Genomic DNA, 19,967 nt, shown 5'->3' with positions numbered 1-19,967 from the left:
GCGGGCCTACATTTGTGTGAGTCACTTGCCGTTTCGATTGGTCGTCCGATGCGAAGACAATCCGAGACATTGCTGCTGGTGCCGCTGCTGCCGGTCTTCCTGCTCGGCATGTTTCCGATGCTGCTGATCGGCCTGCTCGGATTTTTCGGCCTGATCATTTTCGGCATCCTGCTGGTCTCGGTCGGACTGACGCTCGGGCTCGAGGCGCATGGCGAGTTCAACCAGGAGATCATCGTCCACGGCCATGCTCGCGGCTCCGAGCGCGCGACCCAGCTCTCTCACCTGCACGCCGCGATGCGCTCCGCCGTCGTGCTGGAGATCGCGGGCGCAGCCCTGGTCGCAGCGGGCATCGTCGGCTTCTGCTGGTTCGGCTGACCGGCGCGCCGCGCGCAGCTGCCTCACAAACTCGTCGGTTGCGAAGCGCGGTGAAATTTGCGCATGAGGGGCCGTCCGCGGCCCTCGCAGGCCGCGCGCCGGTCACACCCCAAAGGAGACCCCTTTCATGCTCAAATTCTATTTCAACGGCTCGCCAAACCCGACCAAGGTCGCGCTCTTTCTCGAGGAGTCCGGACTGCCGTTCGAGCCGATCGCGGTCGACACCCGCAAGGGCGACCAGTTCACGCCGGACTATCTGAAGATCAACCCGAACGCCAAGGTGCCGGCGATCGACGACAACGGCACGACGGTGTTCGATTCCAATGCCATCCTGCTCTACCTCGCCGAGAAGACCGGCAAATTCCTGCCGACCAACCGCGCCGAATTGCTGTCCTGGCTGATGTTCATCGCAACCGGTGTCGGGCCGTATTCGGGACAGGCCGTGCACTTCAAGCATTTTGCGCCGAAGGACCAGAACCACGACTACGCCCATAACCGCTACCAGTACGAGACCGATCGCCACTACAAGATCCTCGACGGCCATCTCGCAGGCCGCCGCTACATGGCCGGCGACAGCTACTCGATCGTCGACATGGCGCTGTGGGGCTGGGCGCGGATGGTGCCGTTCAAGCTCGGCGACGACGCCTATGCACGGTACCCGCATGTGAAGCGCCTGGTCGACGAGATCTCGGCGCGTCCCGCCGCCGCCCGGGCGATCGCGCTGAAGGACAAATTCACCTTCAAGGCCGAGATGGACGACGAGGCCCGCCGCAACATGTTCAAGCACATGACGACCAAGGTGGCGTGAGCCGACCGGCCATCGACAACAGAACGGCGCCCTCGCGGGCGCCGTTCTCGTTTATGCCGCCCGTGGCTGTAGCTTCGGTTCTGATTGAATCAGAACCGAAGCTCCAGCTTTTTGTTTTGACGCGTTTTCTTCACGCGAACCGGCGTCCACTTCGCTCGAAAACGCTCTATGTCGGAAACGCGCCGAGCGCCTTCTCGGTCAGAACCGAGTCGCAATACTCCCGGATCTCCTTGATGCGGCCGTCGTCGAAGCGGAACACCAGGCAATAGTCATTGTCGTAGCGCTGCCCTTGCTTGGTGAGGTTGTTGCCCTTGGCCTCGACCACGACGATGTCGCCGTCGGCGATGATGCGATGGGCGACGGTGCGGCCGCGCTCGACCAGTTTCGAGCGGACATGGCCGTGCAGGTCATTCATGATCGATGGCTTGCCGGTGAAGGTGCGCGACCAGGAATATTGCCCGGTCACGGTCCAGATCGCGTCGTCGGCGAGCGTCGCCATGAACAGCGAATTCTCGCGCACCGCCGGATCTGGACTGCCCGCGATCACGAACATCTCCTGCACCAGTTTCTTGTTGTCGGCTGCGCTCATGGCGCGTCTCCTTGCGATGGGTTGCTCTGATTTGACGCGTTTTCTTCACGCGAACCGGTACCCACTTCGCTCGAAAACGCTTGCTTTCCATCCTGCGGCACCGGCGCGCATTCTTCCAATCGATAGCTGCTATGATGTATATTCACCTGATGAATTTGAATTCGCTGGACCTCAATCTCCTGGTCGCGCTCGACGCGCTGCTGCGCGAAGCCAATGTCAGCCGTGCAGCGATGCGGCTCAATTTGTCGCAGCCGGCGACCAGCCACGCGCTGCAGCGGCTGCGCGACCTGATCGGCGATCCGCTCCTGGTGCGCAACGGCGCGCGGATGGAGCTCACGCCGCGGGCGCAGGCGCTGCGTTCGCCGCTGGCACAGGCGCTCGACCAGGTGCGCACGCTGTTCGTCTCCGACGATTTCGACGCGGCGCGCAGCGAACGGCATTTCCGCCTGATGATGCCCGACCTCGCGGTCGAGCTCTTGATGCCGCCGCTGATGGAGAAGGTGACCCGGCTGGCGCCGAACGTCACGATCGATGTGGTGCCGTGGCGGGGACCTGCGATCTTCACGCCGGAGTTCGCCCGCACCATCGATCTCGTGATCTCGATCGGCGACGCCTTCAAAGGCTTTCACCGCCAGCGGCTCTACACCGACAGCGATGCGCTCGCGGTGCGGCGCGGCCATCCCGCCGGCACCAAATTGAATAAGCGCGAGACGTTTCTCGCCGCGCGGCATGTCGCCGTGATCATCCGCGGCCAGAATGAGGATCTGATCGACACCTGGCTGCGCGCCAAGGGCATCGAGCGGCGGATCGCACTGGTGGTGCCGGGCTATATCGAGGCGCTGCACGTCACCGCGCGCACCGACCTCGTCGCCTTCGTTCCGCGCCGGCTGATCGCCGCGCTGTCGAAACAATTGTCGCTGGTGACGGTGACGCCGCCGCTCGATCCCGGGATCGACGAGCAGCACATGTTCTATCCGACGCGGGCCCAAATGGACCCGGGCTCGCTGTGGCTGCGGAGGCTGATGCTGGAGACGGGACGGGAGTTGGAGAAAGGGAGGGCGGGGTAAGCGCCCGCTGTTTCCCCGCGTCGTCCCGGCGGAAGCCGGGACGACACCGAATTTTTGGCCCTATGCCTTCTGCTCGGCGAGCACCTTCTGCACCGCCGGGCGGCTCTCCATTGCGGCGCGATGCGCCTTCACCTTGGGCAGGGTCGCGATGTCGACGCCGTCGCCATCGAGCCAGAGGGTCAGCGTGTAGAGATAGGCGTCGCCGACACTGTAGTTCTCGCCCATCACCCACGGGCCCTTCAGCATGTCGCGCTCGATCAAATTGAAGCAGGCGCCCATGGTCTTCGGGATCATCGCCTTCATGTCGGTGAACGAAGTCTCCTGCGTCGCCCAGCGCGCACCGCGCATCTTGTGGGCGTGGCAGATATGCACCGTCGAGCAGAGATAGGAATTGAAGGACTGCAGCTTCGCGAACTCGAAGGCGTCGTCGAGCGGCGCGAGCTTCGCCTGCGGATAAGTCTGCGCGATGTAGGCGAGCATCGCCGGCGTCTCGGTCAACACGCCGCGCTCGGTGACGAGCGTCGGCACCCGGCCCTTCGGATTGATCTTGAGATACTCCGGGCTGTTCTGCTGGTTGATCTTGAAGTCGAGCTTCTCGGTCGTGTAGGGCGCGCCGGCCTCGGCCAGGGCGATGTGGGAGGCGAGCGCGCAGGTGCCGGGCGCGAAATAGAGCTTGAGCATGTCGATGTCCTCTCCGGGCCTTGTCGGTTCGCTCTGAACCCGGCCCTTTTTATCAGATGCGGCGGACGTTAGCGGCACCTCCCCCTGCCGTCCACCCCGCGGTACCGCGGAGCTTGCCCGCAGCGGGGCCGCCGTGCGATGACCATGCCGATCGAGAGGGGATTTTCATGACTGTCCTCATTGCAGGTGGCGGAATTGGCGGGCTGACCTTGGCGCTCAGCCTGCACCAGATCGGCGTTCCCTGTCGCGTGTTCGAGAGCGTGCCCGAACTGCGGCCGCTCGGCGTCGGCATCAACGTGCTGCCGCATGCGGTGCGCGAATTGATCGAGCTCGGCCTGCACGACGTGCTCGACGCATCGGCGGTGCGGACCCGCGAGCTCGCCTATTTCTCCAAGCACGGCAAGCCGATCTGGAGCGAGCCGCGCGGGCTCGAGGCCGGCTACAAATGGCCGCAATTCTCGATCCATCGCGGCCGGCTGCAACAGTTGCTGCTCGACGCCGCGACCGAACGGCTGGGACGTGAAAACATCCTGACCAGCCATCACCTCACCGGCTGGACCGAGACCGCGGATGGCGTGCGCGCCGATTTCATCGACCGCGCCACCGGCAAGCCCGCCGGCAGCTTCGACGGCGCGGTGCTGATCGCCGCCGACGGCATCCATTCGGCGGTGCGCGAAAAGCTCTATCCGCAGGAAGGACCGCCGATCTGGAACGGCCGCATCCTGTGGCGCGGCATCACCCGCGGCGACGCTTTCCTGACCGGCCGTACCATGATCATGGCCGGCCACGAGATCCTGAAATTCGTCTGCTACCCGATCTCGAAGCAGGCCGGCGCCGACGGCAAGTTCGACATCAACTGGGTCGCCGAGCGGCACATGCCGCCGACCTATCAGTGGCGCCGCGAGGATTATAACCGCACCGCCAAGCTCGATGAGTTCCTGCCGTGGTTCGAGAGCTGGAATTTCGACTGGCTCGACGTGCCGGGCCTGATCCGCAACTGCCCGCACGCCTATGAATATCCGCTGGTCGACCGCGATCCGATCGCGCAATGGACCTTCGGCCGCGTCACGCTGATGGGCGACGCCGCGCATCCGATGTACCCGATCGGCTCCAATGGCGCGTCGCAGGCGATTTTGGATGCGCGCGTGCTGACGCGCGAGATTTTGGCGCATGGCGCGACGCAGGCTGCGCTCAGTGCCTATGAGGCCGAGCGGCGGCCGGCGACAACGGATCTCGTAATGCTGAACCGCCGCAACGGGCCGGAGCAGGTGATGCAGCTGGTCGAGGAGCGCGCGCCCGATGGCTTCAAGGTCGTCACCGACGTGCTGTCGCAGCAGGAGCTGGAAGACATCGCCGCCAACTACAAGCGCGTCGCCGGCTTCCAGGTCGAAGGGCTGAACGCCAAGCTGCCGATCGTGCAGCGGACGGGCTGAACGCGAGGCCTATCCCCGTCATGCCCGCGCAACGGCTTTGCCGTTGTCGCTGGAGAGCGCGGAACGCCAGTGGCCGTCGACCCTTCGAGGCTCGCTCTGCTCGCACCTCAGGGTGACGGCTCCAACAGTGGTGCGCGCGGCGCTACCGCAGCGCCCGCGCCGCCTCCACCAGGCGGATGCTGCTCGTCGCCGTAGCGAGCAGCGTGCCGTCGGCGGCAGTCAGCCGGCCCTCGACGAAGGCGATGGTTTTGCCGAGCTGCGTCACGGTGGCCTCGCCGGTGATCGGCCCGGGCTTTGCGGGCGCCAGGAAATTCACATTCATCGTGATGGTGGTGGTGAACAGCCTGCCCTCGGTCATCACGAACACCGCAGGTCCCATCGTGTCGTCGAGCATCGCCGAGAGCATACCGCCCTGGATGAAGCCGGCCGGATTGCAGAACTCCTGCTTGCCGTCGAACACGATCCTGATCCAGCCCTCCTGCGGACGCGCGTCAACCACGCGCCACCCCAGCAGCTTTGCGACTGGCGGCATCGGGATGCGGTCGAGTGCGGTTGCGATCATGGCGGCCTCCGTGTGCCGGAGGTGATAGCGAAGCCCTGCTGCCAGCATGGTGTCAGCAGGCCGTCATCTTCTAGAGATCCAGCCCGTGCGTGATGACCTTGCGCATCACATTGGGGAACGCCTCGCCATCCAGGGTCGCGACCGGCACCCAGCGCATGCCCTCCGGCGCGCGGGTCCGCGGCGGAACGCTGGCGGTATAGACCACGAGCTCGAGCGGAAAGTGCGTGAAGACGTGGGTGACGACACCGGCCTTGCGGTGCCAGCGCGTGACGCCCTTGAGTTCCGGCGCCTGCGTGAGCGCGGCCGCATCCTCCTGCCCGGCAAGCCATTGCGACCCCGGCACTTCGGTCATGCCGCCGAGCAGGCCCTTCTCCGGGCGCGAGCGCACCAGGAGTTCGCCGCCCCGCGTCACCACGAAGGCGGCGCCGCGGCGCAAGGTGCCGCTCTTCTTCGGCGCCTTGCGCGGGAAGCTTTCCTGGTCGCCGCGGACGCGGGCCGCGCAATCGTCGTTCAGGGGACACAGCGCACAGGCCGGCTTCTTCGGCGTACAGATCGTGGCACCGAGGTCCATCAGGGCCTGCGCGCTGTCGCCGGCGCGAGACGGGCCGAGCAACGTCGCGGCCATTTGCTGGATCAGCGGCTTGGCCTGCGGCAGCGCCGCCTCGACGGCGTAGAGCCGCGACACCACCCGCTCGATATTGCCGTCCACCGGCATGGTGCGGCGGTCGAACGCGATCGCGGCGATCGCCGCGGCGGTGTAGGGCCCGACGCCGGGCAGCGCGCGCAGGCCGTCCTCGGTGTCCGGAAACACCCCACCATGGTCATTGAGCACCGCGACCGCGCAGGCATGCAGGTTGCGCGCGCGCGAATAATAGCCGAGCCCGGCCCACATCCTCAGGACGTCGTCGAGCGAGGCGCGGCCGAGCGCCGTCACATCAGGCCAGCGCGACAGGAACTTTTCGAAATAAGGTCCGACCGCCCGCACCGTGGTCTGCTGCAGCATGATCTCCGACAGCCACACACGGTATGGATCAGCCTGCTCCCCTGCCGCCGCGCGCCACGGCAGCTTGCGGCGATGCCGGTCATACCAGGCCAGCAGCCGTGCCGGGCGGTCGGCCTGCTGGTCGGTCAATTTGGTCTTGGCGGCCGCGCGAGAGCTCATGGCGTTACTTTAAGACAGATATCTCCAAGTCATGCCCGGGCTTGACCCGGGCATCCACGTCTTTCTTCCTCCGGGACGGAAACGCCGCCATAATGATGAACACGGTTTCAGCCGCATCGGCTCCACTGCTATAACCCCTCCCATGGCAAAACCCGGTCCGATCAGCGCAAAACCCCTGTCGATCCTGCTCAGCGACGTCTTCAACGACGCCTATGCCAAGCAGGGCTTCGCCGCGCGCGAACTGGTGACGCGCTGGACCGAAATCGCGGGCGAGCGGATCGCGGCCTATTGCGAGCCGCTGAAGATGCAGTGGCCGCGGCCGGTGGAGGGGCAGCCGCAGGAGCCGGCGACGCTGGTGCTGCGGGTCGAAGGGCCGATGGCGCTGGAGATCCAGCATTCCTCCGATGTCATCCTGGAACGGGTGAACCGCTTCTTCGGCTGGCATGCGGTCGGCCGCCTGACCATCCGGCAGGCGCCCCTCTCGCGTCGCAGCCGCCCGGCGCGGCTGCGCCCGCCCGACCCCAAAACCGTGGCCCGAGAGGCGGCAAACCTCGCCGCCGTCGAGGACGATGATCTGCGCGCGGCGCTGGCCCGGCTGGGTGCCACGATCAAGCGAAATTGACGCTTTTCGCGGGGTCGGCCGCGAGACCCCGGCATTGCCACAATGGTCGTTTCAAGCTAGCGAAGGCTTCTTTTCGGGACCCCTTCATGCTGGCGTGAATGCGCCAATCCGGGAGCTGACCTTGATCATCACGCGCCGCGCTTTCACCACCGCTCTCTCGCTGACCGGGCTCGCCGCCCTCGCCGGCCTGTCGCCGCTGCGCCTGATCACGGAGGCGTTCGCGCAGTCCGCTGCCGAGGTCGCCAAGCCGCAGTCGCTGCCGGACATGGGGCTGGGCCCGCAGGACGCCAAGGTCACGATCGTCGAATACGCCTCGATGACCTGCCCGCATTGCGCCAATTTCAACGAGACCGTGTTCCCGAAGATCAAGTCGACCTACATCGACTCCGGCAAAGTCCGCTACGTGTTCCGCGAATTCCCGCTCGACATCAAGGCCGCCGCCGGCTCGATGCTGGCGCGCTGCATCGCCAAGGATGACGCGCCGAAGTTCTTCGCCGTGATCGACCTGCTGTTCCGCCAACAGAACGACTGGGTGGTCAAGAACACCACCGAGACGCTGACGCGGATCGGCAAGCAGGCCGGCCTCAGCCAGCAGCAGGTCGAGGACTGCCTGAAGGATCAGAAGCTGCTCGACAAGATCGCCGCCGACCAGAAATACGCCAACGAAGTGCTGAAGGTGAACTCGACGCCGACCTTCTTCGTCAATGGCGAGATGGTGAAGGGCGAGACCTCGTTCGAGGAGTTCAGCAAGCGCATCGATCCGCTGCTGAAGAGCTGATCGCGAGTCGACAAACCTGACGTCGTTCGTGCCCGCATCACGCGCCGGGCACGATAATTGTGGATGATTTGCGATCACGGCGCGCAGCCGTCGCAATATTTGCTTGTTGAAAACCTGATTCGCGTGATGCGAATCTTCCAGGACATGCAGAGGTCATAAAACCCTGCAAATCCCTTGGGAAAAGCTAGGTCAAGCGGTTGCCCTGACGCGCGGGCATCGCCATTGTCGCCGCTCATGAGAGCTGCACGCAGCTATTCGCCCCAAACACGACATTGCCTTCCATGGTACTGTCACGGCAGGGAGATTCGCGCCCGGCCAAACGAGATTTGTGTACATGAAGCTCACGCGCCTCCGCCTGCACGGTTTCAAGTCGTTCGTTGAACCCACCGATTTCATGATCGAGCCGGGCCTGACCGGCGTCGTCGGACCGAACGGCTGCGGCAAATCCAATCTCGTCGAAGCGCTGCGCTGGGCGATGGGCGAGACCTCGCACAAGTCGCTGCGCGCGGCCGACATGGATGCGGTGATCTTCGCCGGTTCCGGCAACCGTCCGGCGCGCAATCACGCCGAAGTCGTGATGACGATCGACAATTCCGATCGCTCGGCGCCGGCCGCGGTGAACGACAGCCAGCTGCTCGAAATCTCCCGCCGCATCGAGCGCGAGGCCGGCTCGGTCTACCGCATCAACGGCCGCGACGTGCGTGCCCGCGACGTGCAGATCCTGTTCGCCGACGCCGCCACCGGCGCGCGTTCGCCGGCGCTGGTCCACCAGGGCAAGATCGGCGAGATCATCCAGGCCAAGCCCGAGCAGCGCCGCCGCGTGCTGGAAGACGCCGCGGGCGTTGCCGGCCTGCATGCCCGCCGTCACGAGGCGGAACTGCGGCTCAAGGCGGCCGAAACCAACCTCACCCGCGTCGAGGACGTGATCGGCCAGCTCAGCGGCCAGATGGAAGGCCTGAAGAAGCAGGCGCGCCAGGCGATCCGCTACCGCGAGGTCGCGGCCAAGGTGCGCAAGTCCGAGGCCATGCTGTTCCATCTGCGCTGGATCGAGGCCAATGCCGACGTCAACGACGCCGCGCATAACCATGATCTGTCCGTGCGCGAGATGGCCGAGCGCACCCGCGAGCAGGCCGAATCCGCCCGCATCCAGGCGATCCGCGCCGCCGAATTGCCGGCGCTGCGCGATGCCGAGGCTCGCGCCGCCGCCGGCCTGCAGCGCCTGACCAATGCGCGCGAGATGCTCGACCGCGAGGAGCAGCGCGCCAAGGAGCGCGTCGGCGAGCTCGATCGCCGCCTCACCCAGTTCGCCCAGGACATCGCGCGCGAGCAGCAGCAGACCTCGGATGCCGACGTCGCGCTGCAGCGGCTCGACACCGAAGACGCCGAGCTGAAGGAAGAGATCAAGTCGCGGGTCGAGAAGCGCTCTGGCGTCGACGAGCGCGTCTCCGAGGCCGAGGAGATCCTGGCCGCGACCGAGCGCCAGTTCTCCGAGCTGACCACGCAGCTCGCGGACCTGACCGCGAAGCGCAACCAGCTCGAGGCCGGCGTGCGCACGCATCGCGACCGGCTGGCGCGGCTCGATCAGGAAATCGCCAACGTTCAGGCCGAGGAAACCAAGCTCGCGCAGGAGACCGGCAATCTCGGCGATATCGACGCGCTCACCGCCGCCATGGAGATGGCGCAGCAGACGCTCGCCGAATCCGAGGCCGCCGTGCAATCCAGCGAGGCGCATCACGCTGCCGCGCGGCAAACGCTGGAAGCCTCCCGCAATCCGCTTGCCGAGGCCGAGAAGCGCGTGCAGCGGCTTGAGACCGAAGCCCGCACCATCTCCAAGCTCGTCACCAGCGAGACCAAGAATCTGTGGCCGCCGATCATCGACGGCATCACGGTCGCCAAGGGCTATGAGAAGGCGATCGGCGCCGTGCTTGGCGACGACCTCGACGCGCCCGTGGATTCGTCCGCGCCGATGCGCTGGACCAATGTCGGTGAAGCCGCCGGCGACCCTGCCCTGCCCGACGGCGTCGAGCGGCTGGCCGATCACGTGCAGGCGCCGCCGGAACTGGCGCGCCGTCTCGCCCAGATCGGCGTGGTGGCGAAGGACCGCGGCGCCGCACTGGTGTCGCAGCTCAAGACCGGCCAGCGGCTGGTGTCGCTCGAAGGCGACGTCTGGCGCTGGGACGGCTTCGTCGCCGACGCGCATGCCCCGACCGGCGCGGCGCGCCGTCTCGCCGAACGCGCCCGCTTGGTCGATATCGAGCACGAGCTGGAACAGGCCCGCATCGATGCCGCCGCCAAGCGCCAGGCGCTGGAGACTGCCGAAGAGGAACTGCGGTCGGCGTCCGCCGCCGAGGGTGCCTCCCGTGAAGCCGTGCGTGCCGCCCGCCGCGAGACTGATGCCGCGCGCGAACGCCATGCCGCGACCGAGCGCGAGATCAACCGCCATGCCGCCCGCAAATCGGCGCTGACCGAGGCGCACAGCCGCGTCGCCGCCGACCGCGCTGAGGCCGAAGCCGCGCATGAGAGCGCTGCTGCTGCGCTCGCCGAACTTCCGCCGGGCGTCGAGACCGAGGCCCAGCTCGCTGCGGTTCGTTCCGAGATCGACAATCAGCGCCGTGCCGCTGCACAGGTTCGCGCCGAGGCGCAGGCGCTCGCCCGTGAGGCCGAGCTCGCCGACCGCCGCGTGCAGGCGATCCTTGCCGAGCGCAACGAGTGGCAGAACCGCAAGACCAGCGCCTCTTCGCAGGTCGAGACCATCGAGGCGCGCATCGCCGAAGTGTCGATCGAGCGTGAGGAACTGGCCAACGCGCCGGAAGTCTTCGCCGAGAAGCGCAGCGCGCTGATCACGGAGATCGAGCACGCCGAGGGTGACCGCCGGATCGCCGCCGATGCGCTGGCGACCGCGGAGGCCGCGATGGCGGAAACCGATCGCCTCGCCAAGGCCTCGCTCGAAGCGCTGTCGTCATCCCGTGAAGCCACCGCGCGCGCCGAAGAGCGCATGGAAGGCACCCGCCGCCGCCTCGCCGACATCGAGCGCGAGATCCACGACATGCTCGAGGTCGAGCCGAGCGCGGTCGTCGGCATGGCCGAGATCGAGCCCGGCGCGGAGCTGCCGCCGGTCGCCCAGGTCGAGGAGGAGCTCGAAAAGCTGCGCCGCGACCGCGAGCGGCTCGGCGCCGTCAATTTGCGCGCCGAGGAAGAGCTGAAGGAAGTCGAGACCCAGCACACCGCGCTGACCACCGAGCGCGACGACCTGGTCGAGGCGATCAAGCGGCTGCGGCAGGGCATCCAGAGCCTCAACCGCGAAGCCCGCGAGCGCCTGCTGACCTCGTTCGAGACCGTCAACGCTCACTTCAAGCGGCTGTTCACCGAGCTGTTCGGCGGCGGCGAGGCGGCGCTGCATCTGATCGAGAGCGACGATCCGCTCGAAGCCGGTCTCGAGATCATCGCCAAGCCGCCCGGCAAGAAGCCGCAGACGCTGTCGCTGCTGTCGGGCGGCGAGCAGGCGCTGACGGCGCTCGCGCTGATCTTCGCTGTATTCCTCACCAACCCGTCGCCGATCTGCGTGCTGGACGAAGTCGACGCGCCGCTCGACGACCACAACGTCGAACGGTTCTGCACCCTGCTGAACGAGATGACCGCTTCGACCGAGACGCGCTTCATCATCATCACGCACAACCCGATCACGATGGCGCGGATGAACCGGCTGTTCGGCGTCACCATGGCCGAGCGCGGCGTCTCGCAGCTGGTCTCGGTCGACCTGCAGGGCGCGGTGGATATTCTCGACCAGAACGTGGCGTAGGGTATCTTGGCGTCATCCTGAGGAGCCGCGCGTTCGCGCGGCGTCTCGAAGGATGGGCCACAATATGCGATCGTCATCCTTCGAGGCTCGCAAACGCTCGCACCTCAGGATGACGGCAGACGATGACCTCGCACGACCTCCCCGCCGAGCTCAGAACGGCACTCAACGCCAAACTCGAAGGCCTGTCGCGCAACGAGGCGGCCGGCCGCGCCGCGGCAATCTCCGAGACCTATCGCGCCGGCGGCGGCTCCGGCGGCACAATCCGATCCGAGACCGATGCGCTGGCCTACGCGCTGGCGCGGATGCCGGCGACCTATGCGGCCGTGGTCGCGAGCCTCAACGCGCTGACCGAGATCCGACCGGACTTCGCGCCCACAAGCCTGCTCGATGTCGGCGCCGGGCCGGGTACGGCAAGCTGGGCCGCGGCGGAGGCTTTCCCGTCGCTCCAGGATTTCACCCTGCTGGATGCCAATGAAGCCCTGCGTACACTGGCACTGGACCTCACGCGCAAGAGCAGCCGGCTGCGCGGCGTCAGATACGAGCTTGGACAGGCGCGCACCTACGTCACACATGCCGATACAGCCGACCTCGTGATCGCAAGCTACGTGATCAATGAGATCGGCGAGACCGAGCGCGCCGCGCTCACCGATGCAATGTGGGCCAAGACCAGGGATACGCTGCTGGTCGTCGAGCCCGGCACGCCCGCGGGCTACGCGCGGATCATCGCACTGCGCGCACGACTGATCGCAGCTGGTGCCCATGTCGCGGCCCCCTGCCCGCATGACGGCGGCTGCCCGCTAGTGGCGCCGGACTGGTGCCACTTCTCGCAGCGCCTGCAGCGCTCGCGCGCGCACAAGCAGGTCAAGGGCGCCGAGTTGCCGTTCGAGGATGAGCGCTTCGCCTATGTCGCACTGAGCCGCACGCCGCTGGCGGCGCGCCCGCCCCGTGTGCTGGCGCAGCCTGACGTCGGCAAGGTCGAGATTGCGGCCAAGCTCTGCACGCCCGATGGCGTCGTGGTCGCAAAAGTCCCCCGCCGCGCCAAGGCCGATTACGCCCGCGCCAGGCGCTGGCGCTGGGGCGATGGCGTCGTCACCAACAGCCCACGTCGTCCCGGCGAAAGCCGGGACTCATAACCACCGATCTCAGTTGTAAAGCGAAGCCGACGCCGCTTGTGCCCCTTGCGCGGGCCGCGGCGTATGGGTCCCGGCTCCCGTGCGCAATTGCGCACTAGGCCGGGACGACGGCGTCGAACTAACGGGACGATGTTGAACCAATTCGCGTCCGCCACCGACCAACGCTTGCCCACCTTTCCGCGGCGGGCTGCCCTGCGCCCCGATCTTGGGCTACGGTGCCGCCGTTTCGTCCCATCAGGAGCCGCCTCGTCATGTCGACCAGCTGGATCGTTATCGGCGTCATCGTTCTTCTCGTGCTGTTTGCATTCGGCGCCTACAACCGCCTCGTTGCGCTCAGCCAGCGGGTCGGCCAGGCCTTTGCCGACATCGACGTGCAGCTCAAGCAGCGCCACGACCTGATCCCGAACCTGGTCGAGACCGTGAAGGGCTACGCCTCCCACGAGCGCGGCACGCTCGATGACGTCATCAAGGCGCGCAATTCGGCGATGTCGGCGCAGGGACCGTCCCAGGTGTCGGCGGCCGAGAACCAGCTTTCCGGCGCGCTCGGCCGGCTGATCGCGCTGTCGGAGGCCTATCCGGACCTCAAGGCCAACGCCAATTTCCAGCAGCTCGCCTCCGAGCTTTCCGATCTCGAGAACAAGATCGCCGCCAGCCGCCGCTTCTTCAACAACGCGGTCCAGGAATACAACACCGGCATCCAGCAGATGCCGGCCGCCTTGTTCGCCGGCATGTTCGGCTTCACCCGCAAGGATTTCTTCGACCTCGGCGCGAGCCGCACGGAGGTCGAGGCGGCACCGAGCGTGAAGTTCTGAGGCGCGACGAGCGCCGGCGAGAGCCCTCATGGCCGCCTACGGTCTCTACACGCACATCGCATCGAACAAGTTTCGTTCGATGCTGCTGCTTGGCGGGCTGTTCCTGCTGATCTACGTGCTGGTCTATGCCGGCGCGCTGGTTGCGGAAGTGATGATCGATAGCGGCCGCTCGGTCGACTATTACCTGACCCACGCCTCGCGCGATCTCGTCTCCGCCTTCCCATGGGCGACGATCGCTGCAGTGGCCTGGATCGTGATCGCCTATTTCTTCCACCAGAAGATGATCGACGCCGTCACCGGCGGCGAAAGCGTCACGCGGCAGCAACAGCCGCGGCTCTACAATCTCTTGGAAAATCTCTGCATCTCGCGCGGCATCCCGATGCCGAAGCTGAAGGTGATGGACAGCCCGGCGCTGAATGCGTTTGCGACCGGATTGAACCCGCGCCAATACGCCATCACCGTCACCACGGGTCTGCTGAACGCGCTTGATGACCAGGAGATCGAGGCCGTGCTCGGCCACGAGCTCACCCATATCAAGAACGGCGACGTGCAGCTGATGGTGGTCGCCGTGATCATCGCCGGCGCGGTCGGCTTCTTCGGCGAGCTGTTCTTCCGCCTGTTCACGAACCTGTCGTGGAACTCGAGCGGCGGCGGAGGCGGCTGGTCGTCCTCGTCATCCTCTCGATCTTCGTCATCCTCCTCGGACCGCGACAGCAAGGGCTCGGGCGGCGGCGCGATCGTCGTGATCATCATTGCGGTCGCGCTGATCGTGCTGGCCTGGCTGCTGTCGCAGGTGGTCAAGCTCGCGCTGTCGCGCTCGCGCGAATTCTTGGCCGATGCCGGATCGGTCGAGCTGACCAAGAATCCCGATGCGATGATCACCGCGCTGCGCAAGATCGAGAACCGCGGCGAGCTGCCGGATGCCACCTCGGCGGTGATGGAGCTCTGCATCGACAATCCGCGCGAGGGCTTTGCCGACCTGTTCGCCACCCACCCGTCGGTGAAGTCCCGGGTCGATGCGCTGGTGAAATATGCCGGCGGCCACGACCCCGGACCGCTGGCGCTGCCGGACGAGACATCGGACCAGACGGAGACGCAGGATGAGGCGCCTCTGGCGGGCGACCAGCCGCCGCCGGTCACCCACGGCCCGTGGGGTGATACGCCGCCTGCACCGGCGAACAACCCGCCGGCGCTGCCGGGCACCAGCCCCGCACAGGGACCGCTGGGCCCGCTCCAGGGACCTCTTCAGGGACCTTGGGGCCGTCACCGCTGATCCCGCCAGCTCTTTGATTTGGGCATGATCTCTTCGGAAAACCGCTTCGCACTTTTCCGGATCATGCCCCTAGCTTACTCAGTCCATTAAGGAAATCCCCACCAAACCGGTCGCGGGCACCTTAAGGAATTGAATTCTCCCTCGTTTCTGCCATGTTCGCGCCCAAAGCAGTGTGGGGACTTGCCGATCGCCATCGCGGTCGGGAGCGCGCTTCAAGGGATTTCCATGGCAAAGCCGGTTGTGATCGTGGTGGGCGCCGACAAGGGCGGGGTCGGCAAGACCACCGTCTCGCGGACGCTCCTGGACTATTTCAGCGCCAACAATGTGCAGACCCGGGCGTTCGACACCGAGTCGCCGCGCGGCACGCTGAAGCGCTTCCACCCCGACATCACCGAGATCGTCGACATGACGACGACCGCGGACCAGATGAAGATCTTCGATACGCTCAACGCCGGTTCCTCGGTCACCGTGATCGACGTCCGCGCCGGCCTGCTGTCGCCCGCGCTGGCCTCGCTGCGCGACATCGGCTTCCTCGACGCGGCGCGCTCCGGCCAGATCACCTTCGCCGTGTTCCATATCCTCGGCCCCTCGATCGCCTCGCTGGACGAGATCGCCGAGACCGCCAACTTCATGAGCGGCGCGAAATATTTCCTGGTGAAGAACTTCATCAACGACACCCAGTTCTTCCAGTGGGACCAGGCGACCTACAATTCCTACTTCCACCGCATCAAGGATGCCGTCGACCTCACCATCCCGAAGCTCAACGAAATGGCCTATGAGCAGGTCGAGGTCTCCTCGGTTCCGTTCCTGAAATTCGTCGCCAACAAGGGCATCAACGACGACGCCGCGAACTACTCCTTCGTGCTGCGCGGCTATGTCCGGCATTGGCTGGCCAATGTCTGGAGCGAGTTCGACCGGATCAAGCTGACCGACCTGGTCGGCGCCAAGTCGGGCAAGGGCGAAAAATAGTCGCGTCCAAGGCAGCGAAAGGTCGCGCCAGGGGCAGCGAAAGATCGCGCCCGGGGCAGCGAAAAAAGTCGCGCCCGGCAGCGAAAAAATCGCGCCTGGGGGCGGCGATGGGGCTGGATTAGGCGAAAATTTGGCCTGATATAGCGGGCGATGTCGTCCACGCCCGTTTACATCATCTGCTCGCCCCGCCCGCAGGTCGGCAAGACGCTGATCGCACGGCTGCTCGGCGAATTCCTGCTGCTCAAGAACGGCGACGTGGTCTGCTTCGACATCAATCTGAAGGAGCCGTCACTGCTCGATTATCTGCCGCGGATCACGGAAACCGCCGACGTGATCGACACCTACGGCAAGATGCAGCTGATGGACCGCGTCATCGTCAATGACGGCATCGCCAAGGTGATCGACCTCGGCTACCACGCCTTCGACGAATTCTTCAAAATGGCCGACCAGATCGGGCTGATGAAGGAGGCGCTGCGCCGCCGCGTCGCGCCCGTCATCCTCTACGTGGCGGATACCGACCGCGCCTCGGTGCGCGGCTACCAGATGCTCCAGGGCCAGATCCCGCCGAACGGGCTCGTCGTCATCGACAATGAGTTCGTGGTGCGTGGCGAGCTGCCGCCTGTGATGACCGCCAGCCGGGTGCTGCGCTTCCGTGCGCTGCCGGTGTTCCTGAAGACCTATATCGACCGGCTGAATTTCTCTTTCACCGGCTATCTGCGCCAGGAGAGGGACTCATCGACCGAGCTGCATCAGTGGATCCGGAAGAACTACACCACCTTCCGCGATCTCGAACTGAGCATGCTGCTGCAGCGGATGTAGCTGCCCCCCTCTCCCCGTTCTTACGGGGAGAGGGTTGGGGTGAGGGGCTTTCTCCGCAAATTCAATCGGGATTGGAGTGCGCGGAGACTCCCCTCACCCGGCGCTTCGCGCCGACCTCTCCCCGCGAAGAGCGGGGCGAGGTGACTCTTAATGCCCCTCGAACGCCATCAGCGTGCGCACCGGGACGTCCATCGCGCGCAGTTTTGCGGCGCCGCCGAGATCGGGCAGGTCGATGATGAAGCAGGCGGCGACCACATTGGCGCCGATCTGGCGCAGCAGCTTCACCGCGCCCTCCGCGGTGCCGCCGGTCGCGATCAGATCGTCGACCAGGATCACGCGCTCGCCGGGCAGCACGGCGTCGGCATGCATCTCCATCTCGTCGATGCCGTATTCCAGCGAATAGGCGATCCGCACCGTGGTGTGCGGCAGCTTGCCCTTCTTGCGGATCGGCACGAAGCCGGCCGAGAGCTGGTGCGCCACCGCGCCGCCGAGGATGAAGCCGCGGGCCTCGATGCCTGCGACCTTGTCGACCTTCGCCCCCGCCCAGGGATGCACCAGTTCATCGACCGCCCGGCGGAAGGCACGGGCATCCGCGAGCAGCGTCGTGATGTCGTGAAACAGGATGCCCTTCTTCGGGTAGTCCGGGATGTTGCGAACGGTCGCCTTGATGTCGTGGTCGAAGGTCATTGGTCTCGCAATCCTCATTTGGCCGGCGGATTAAGCCGGAATGCATTCTCGACGATGCGCAGGCCCACCTCATTGCCGAGCGACATCAGCGACTCCGGATGGAATTGCACGCCGCCGACCGGCAGGGTCTTGTGCTCGATCACCATCGCGACGCCGTCCTCGGTGGTCGCGGTCACCGCCAGCACCTCGGGCACGCTGTCGCGCTCGACATAGAGCGAGTGATAGCGGCCGATCACGATCTCATTGGGCAGGTTGTGCATCAGCCGGCCGCCGCGCACCTGGACGCGCGAGGGACGGCCGTGCGCAGGCTGACCGAGCTGACCGAGCTGGCCGCCGAAATATTCGCCGATCGCCTGCACGCCGAGGCAGACGCCGAAGATCGGCAGCTTCTTCTCGAGCGCAGTGTCGATGGTTTTCGCGATGCCGAAATCCTCAGGGCGACCCGGCCCGGGCGACAGCACCAGCAGGTCCCAGCCCCGCTGCTTCAGCATGTCCTGGGCATGGATGTGCCTGACCACGGTGACGTTGGCGCCGACCTGGCGGAAATAATCGGCCAGCATGTGCACGAAGCTGTCGTCGTGATCGATCAGCAGCACGTTCTTGCCGGAGCCGGTGGCATCAGGCGCGAAGTCGGACAGCGGCTTCGGCGGATCGCCGCGCAGCGCCTGGAACAGCGCCGCCGCCTTGACCTGGCACTCGCGGTCCTCGGCGGCCGGGTCCGAGTCGAACAGGCAGGTCGCACCGACCCGCACCTCGGCGAGACCATCCTTCATGCGGATGGTGCGGATCGTCAGCCCGGTGTTGATGCTGCCGTCGAAATTGACGCAGCCGATCGCGCCGGCATACCAGCGCCGCGGCGAGCGCTCGTGGTCCTCGACGAACTGCATCGCCCACAATTTCGGCGCGCCGGTCACCGTGACGGCCCAGGCGTGGGTCAGGAAGGCGTCGAGCGAGTCAAAGCCAGGCCGCAGCATGCCCTCGACGTGATCGACGGTGTGGAACAGCTTTGAGTAGGTCTCGATCTGACGCCGCGCCAGCACCTTGATGGTGCCGGGCACGCAGACGCGCGCCTTGTCGTTGCGGTCGACGTCGGTGCACATGTTGAGCTCGAACTCGTCCTTCTCCGAGTTCAGGAGCTTGCGGATCTGCTCGGCATCGCCGATCGAGTCCGAGCCGCGCGCGATGGTACCCGAGATCGGGCAGGTCTCGACCCGGCGGCCGTCGGAGCGCACGAACATCTCGGGCGAGGCGGAGACCAGGAATTCGCCGTCGCCGAGATTCATCAGCGCGCCATAGGGCGACGGGTTGATGCGGCAGAGCCGCTGGAACACCTCCGCCGGCGAACGCTCGCAGGGCTCGGCGAACAATTGCCCGGGCACCGCCTCGAACAGGTCACCGCGGGCGAACGCAGCACGCGCGACTTCGACCGTGGCCTGGTATTCGCCCGGGGCGTGATCGGCAAAGCCCTGCCGCCCGGCCTTGGCGTAAAGGCTCGGCGCGGTCTCGTGCGACTGGCCGGCGGTGGATTTGCCCTTCCAAGAGAATTCGTAATTCAGCGCCACGCCGCGGCCGGTGGCGCGGTCGTAGGCCAGCAGCCGGTCCGGCACGTAGAGCACGATGTCGCGCTGGTCGGCTTCGCGGGTGCGCTTCTGCACGATGTCCTCGATCTGGAACACGAGGTCGTAGGCGAAGGCGCCGAACAGACCGAGCAGCGGATCGGCATTGGAGGTGAACGCCGCCACCATGTCGCGCACCAGCGACATCACGCTGGCGCGGCGGGTGCGCTGGTCTTCCTCGACCGGCGCGGCGCCGCGGATGATATGGCCGGCGAGCTTCGTCGCGCTGCGCTCGGAGATCACGACGCAGGGCTCGCGCAGCACGTCGCCGAGGAAGGCGATCAAGACCTGACCGCGCGGGTTCAGCGCCTGCAATGAGAAATCGGTGCCCGACGTTTCCAGCACCAGCGGCGGGTCGGCGAAGCCGAGGTCAAAGCTCTCGTAGCGGCCCGGCACGGTTGTGCCCGAGGACAGCACCACGCCGCGGCGGCGGTCCAACAGCGCGATCAGATCGTCGAGACGGTTGGCGCCGCCGGTGAACTGCTCGACCACGCGTGCGACGGCAAGGCCGCCATTGGTCAGGTATTCGCTCTTGGCCGGCAGGGAGAAGACTGTCCTGTTCATGTGATCCTCTTACGAGACTTGGGAAGAGAGCGCCACACAGGACAAACGAAGGGCCGTCGCACTGCGATGGCGACCTTCGACGACTTTTGGAAATGAAATCGCACCGGCCACCTATGAGAAGGTGGGCCACCAACGACGGGATGGGCTGGCAACGGTGCGCATGGCCGTTACACACCACCCGGCGCGGGCCGTGTCAAGGGATGGCCGGTCCCCTTGCT

Annotated in this window: 18 protein-coding genes; 12 read left to right on the top strand and 6 right to left on the bottom strand. The window is 66.0% G+C overall.

Translation table 11 applies throughout. From position 1 onward, the window contains the following. The first annotated feature begins 48 nt into the window (after window positions 1-48). Together V5279_RS11185 and V5279_RS11180 are read left to right on the top strand one after the other, a co-directional pair. A complete protein-coding gene (locus tag V5279_RS11185; protein ID WP_166298706.1) occupies window positions 49-375 on the top strand; it encodes a hypothetical protein in 327 nt (108 codons plus the stop codon). Window positions 376-502: 127 nt separating this feature from the next. Next, window positions 503-1,183 carry a glutathione S-transferase family protein gene (locus V5279_RS11180; protein ID WP_338697279.1) on the top strand — a complete coding sequence of 227 codons (681 nt, stop codon included), beginning with the start codon at window positions 503-505 and terminating at the stop codon, window positions 1,181-1,183. A 166-nt stretch (window positions 1,184-1,349) separates the two neighbouring features. On the opposite strand, the gene V5279_RS11175 is transcribed toward V5279_RS11180, so the two are convergent. Then, entirely contained in the window at window positions 1,350-1,772 is a 423-nt protein-coding gene (locus tag V5279_RS11175; protein WP_338697277.1) for a nuclear transport factor 2 family protein, read from the bottom strand. A gap of 149 nt (window positions 1,773-1,921) precedes the next feature. On the opposite strand from V5279_RS11175, the gene V5279_RS11170 reads away from it, so the two are divergent. Further along, entirely contained in the window at window positions 1,922-2,839 is a 918-nt protein-coding gene (locus V5279_RS11170) for a LysR family transcriptional regulator (protein ID WP_166307345.1), read from the top strand. A gap of 60 nt (window positions 2,840-2,899) precedes the next feature. Here V5279_RS11170 and V5279_RS11165 read toward each other — a convergent pair whose 3' ends face one another. Next, window positions 2,900-3,520, bottom strand: a complete 621-nt coding sequence (locus tag V5279_RS11165) for a glutathione S-transferase family protein (RefSeq protein WP_338697275.1) — start codon at window positions 3,518-3,520, stop codon at window positions 2,900-2,902. 167 nt (window positions 3,521-3,687) lie between these two features. On the opposite strand from V5279_RS11165, the gene V5279_RS11160 reads away from it, so the two are divergent. Continuing rightward, window positions 3,688-4,953: a flavin-dependent oxidoreductase gene (locus V5279_RS11160; RefSeq protein WP_338697273.1), complete on the top strand. Its 1,266-nt coding sequence runs from the start codon at window positions 3,688-3,690 to the stop codon at window positions 4,951-4,953. Between the two features lie 142 nt (window positions 4,954-5,095). On the opposite strand, the gene V5279_RS11155 is transcribed toward V5279_RS11160, so the two are convergent. Together V5279_RS11155 and mutY are read right to left on the bottom strand one after the other, a co-directional pair. After that, window positions 5,096-5,515, bottom strand: coding sequence for a PaaI family thioesterase (locus tag V5279_RS11155; protein ID WP_166298710.1), 420 nt, complete (start codon window positions 5,513-5,515; stop codon window positions 5,096-5,098). 70 nt (window positions 5,516-5,585) lie between these two features. Further along, the gene (gene mutY / locus V5279_RS11150) at window positions 5,586-6,677 is read right to left on the bottom strand and encodes an A/G-specific adenine glycosylase (RefSeq protein WP_338697270.1); all 1,092 of its coding nucleotides are present in this window, start codon (window positions 6,675-6,677) and stop codon (window positions 5,586-5,588) included. A gap of 142 nt (window positions 6,678-6,819) precedes the next feature. Here mutY and V5279_RS11145 point away from each other — a divergent pair, with 142 nt between their 5' ends. The 8 genes from V5279_RS11145 to V5279_RS11110 all read left to right on the top strand — a co-directional run bounded on the left by V5279_RS11145 (window position 6,820) and on the right by V5279_RS11110 (window position 16,882). After that, the gene (locus tag V5279_RS11145; RefSeq protein ID WP_338701120.1) at window positions 6,820-7,299 is read left to right on the top strand and encodes a DUF721 domain-containing protein; all 480 of its coding nucleotides are present in this window, start codon (window positions 6,820-6,822) and stop codon (window positions 7,297-7,299) included. A 121-nt stretch (window positions 7,300-7,420) separates the two neighbouring features. Further along, a complete protein-coding gene (locus tag V5279_RS11140; RefSeq protein ID WP_166298714.1) occupies window positions 7,421-8,077 on the top strand; it encodes a DsbA family protein in 657 nt (218 codons plus the stop codon). 334 nt (window positions 8,078-8,411) lie between these two features. Continuing rightward, window positions 8,412-11,876 carry a chromosome segregation protein SMC gene (gene smc, locus V5279_RS11135; protein WP_338697267.1) on the top strand — a complete coding sequence of 1,155 codons (3,465 nt, stop codon included), beginning with the start codon at window positions 8,412-8,414 and terminating at the stop codon, window positions 11,874-11,876. A gap of 122 nt (window positions 11,877-11,998) precedes the next feature. Then, window positions 11,999-13,009, top strand: coding sequence for a small ribosomal subunit Rsm22 family protein (locus V5279_RS11130; RefSeq protein WP_338697265.1), 1,011 nt, complete (start codon window positions 11,999-12,001; stop codon window positions 13,007-13,009). Between the two features lie 251 nt (window positions 13,010-13,260). Next, a complete protein-coding gene (locus V5279_RS11125) occupies window positions 13,261-13,821 on the top strand; it encodes a LemA family protein (RefSeq protein WP_166214396.1) in 561 nt (186 codons plus the stop codon). 28 nt (window positions 13,822-13,849) lie between these two features. Then, on the top strand, window positions 13,850-15,094 hold the full coding sequence (locus V5279_RS11120; protein WP_338697261.1) for a M48 family metallopeptidase: 1,245 nt from the start codon (window positions 13,850-13,852) through the stop codon (window positions 15,092-15,094). A 225-nt stretch (window positions 15,095-15,319) separates the two neighbouring features. Then, window positions 15,320-16,063, top strand: coding sequence for a hypothetical protein (locus V5279_RS11115; protein ID WP_029083723.1), 744 nt, complete (start codon window positions 15,320-15,322; stop codon window positions 16,061-16,063). A 150-nt stretch (window positions 16,064-16,213) separates the two neighbouring features. Further along, the gene (locus V5279_RS11110) at window positions 16,214-16,882 is read left to right on the top strand and encodes a hypothetical protein (protein WP_338697258.1); all 669 of its coding nucleotides are present in this window, start codon (window positions 16,214-16,216) and stop codon (window positions 16,880-16,882) included. A gap of 147 nt (window positions 16,883-17,029) precedes the next feature. Here the strand turns inward: V5279_RS11110 and V5279_RS11105 are convergent, their stop codons facing one another. Both V5279_RS11105 and V5279_RS11100 read right to left on the bottom strand, forming a co-directional pair. Continuing rightward, window positions 17,030-17,569: an adenine phosphoribosyltransferase gene (locus V5279_RS11105; protein ID WP_029083721.1), complete on the bottom strand. Its 540-nt coding sequence runs from the start codon at window positions 17,567-17,569 to the stop codon at window positions 17,030-17,032. 14 nt (window positions 17,570-17,583) lie between these two features. Next, window positions 17,584-19,749, bottom strand: coding sequence for an anthranilate synthase component I (locus V5279_RS11100; RefSeq protein ID WP_338697256.1), 2,166 nt, complete (start codon window positions 19,747-19,749; stop codon window positions 17,584-17,586). Window positions 19,750-19,967 lie beyond the last annotated feature (218 nt).

This window comes from Bradyrhizobium sp. 26S5 (assembly GCF_036923295.1).
In the GTDB taxonomy this organism is placed as follows: domain Bacteria; phylum Pseudomonadota; class Alphaproteobacteria; order Rhizobiales; family Xanthobacteraceae; genus Bradyrhizobium; species Bradyrhizobium septentrionale.
The sequence above is the reverse complement of the archived record's forward strand: the minus strand, read 5'-3'. Positions and strand labels throughout refer to the sequence as shown.

Excerpts from the sequence above, each read along its gene's own strand:
- V5279_RS11185 (WP_166298706.1), top strand. The coding sequence starts at position 49 with ATGCGAAGACAATCCGAGACATTGCTGCTGGTGCCGCTGCTGCCGGTC.
- smc (WP_338697267.1), top strand. The coding sequence starts at position 8,412 with ATGAAGCTCACGCGCCTCCGCCTGCACGGTTTCAAGTCGTTCGTTGAA.
- V5279_RS11125 (WP_166214396.1), top strand. The coding sequence starts at position 13,261 with ATGTCGACCAGCTGGATCGTTATCGGCGTCATCGTTCTTCTCGTGCTG.
- V5279_RS11155 (WP_166298710.1), bottom strand. The coding sequence starts at position 5,515 with ATGATCGCAACCGCACTCGACCGCATCCCGATGCCGCCAGTCGCAAAG.
- V5279_RS11115 (WP_029083723.1), top strand. The coding sequence starts at position 15,320 with ATGGCAAAGCCGGTTGTGATCGTGGTGGGCGCCGACAAGGGCGGGGTC.
- V5279_RS11110 (WP_338697258.1), top strand. The coding sequence starts at position 16,214 with ATGTCGTCCACGCCCGTTTACATCATCTGCTCGCCCCGCCCGCAGGTC.
- V5279_RS11145 (WP_338701120.1), top strand. The coding sequence starts at position 6,820 with ATGGCAAAACCCGGTCCGATCAGCGCAAAACCCCTGTCGATCCTGCTC.
- mutY (WP_338697270.1), bottom strand. The coding sequence starts at position 6,677 with ATGAGCTCTCGCGCGGCCGCCAAGACCAAATTGACCGACCAGCAGGCC.
- V5279_RS11130 (WP_338697265.1), top strand. The coding sequence starts at position 11,999 with ATGACCTCGCACGACCTCCCCGCCGAGCTCAGAACGGCACTCAACGCC.
- V5279_RS11105 (WP_029083721.1), bottom strand. The coding sequence starts at position 17,569 with ATGACCTTCGACCACGACATCAAGGCGACCGTTCGCAACATCCCGGAC.
- V5279_RS11175 (WP_338697277.1), bottom strand. The coding sequence starts at position 1,772 with ATGAGCGCAGCCGACAACAAGAAACTGGTGCAGGAGATGTTCGTGATC.
- V5279_RS11160 (WP_338697273.1), top strand. The coding sequence starts at position 3,688 with ATGACTGTCCTCATTGCAGGTGGCGGAATTGGCGGGCTGACCTTGGCG.
- V5279_RS11100 (WP_338697256.1), bottom strand. The coding sequence starts at position 19,749 with ATGAACAGGACAGTCTTCTCCCTGCCGGCCAAGAGCGAATACCTGACC.
- V5279_RS11170 (WP_166307345.1), top strand. The coding sequence starts at position 1,922 with ATGAATTTGAATTCGCTGGACCTCAATCTCCTGGTCGCGCTCGACGCG.
- V5279_RS11165 (WP_338697275.1), bottom strand. The coding sequence starts at position 3,520 with ATGCTCAAGCTCTATTTCGCGCCCGGCACCTGCGCGCTCGCCTCCCAC.
- V5279_RS11120 (WP_338697261.1), top strand. The coding sequence starts at position 13,850 with ATGGCCGCCTACGGTCTCTACACGCACATCGCATCGAACAAGTTTCGT.
- V5279_RS11180 (WP_338697279.1), top strand. The coding sequence starts at position 503 with ATGCTCAAATTCTATTTCAACGGCTCGCCAAACCCGACCAAGGTCGCG.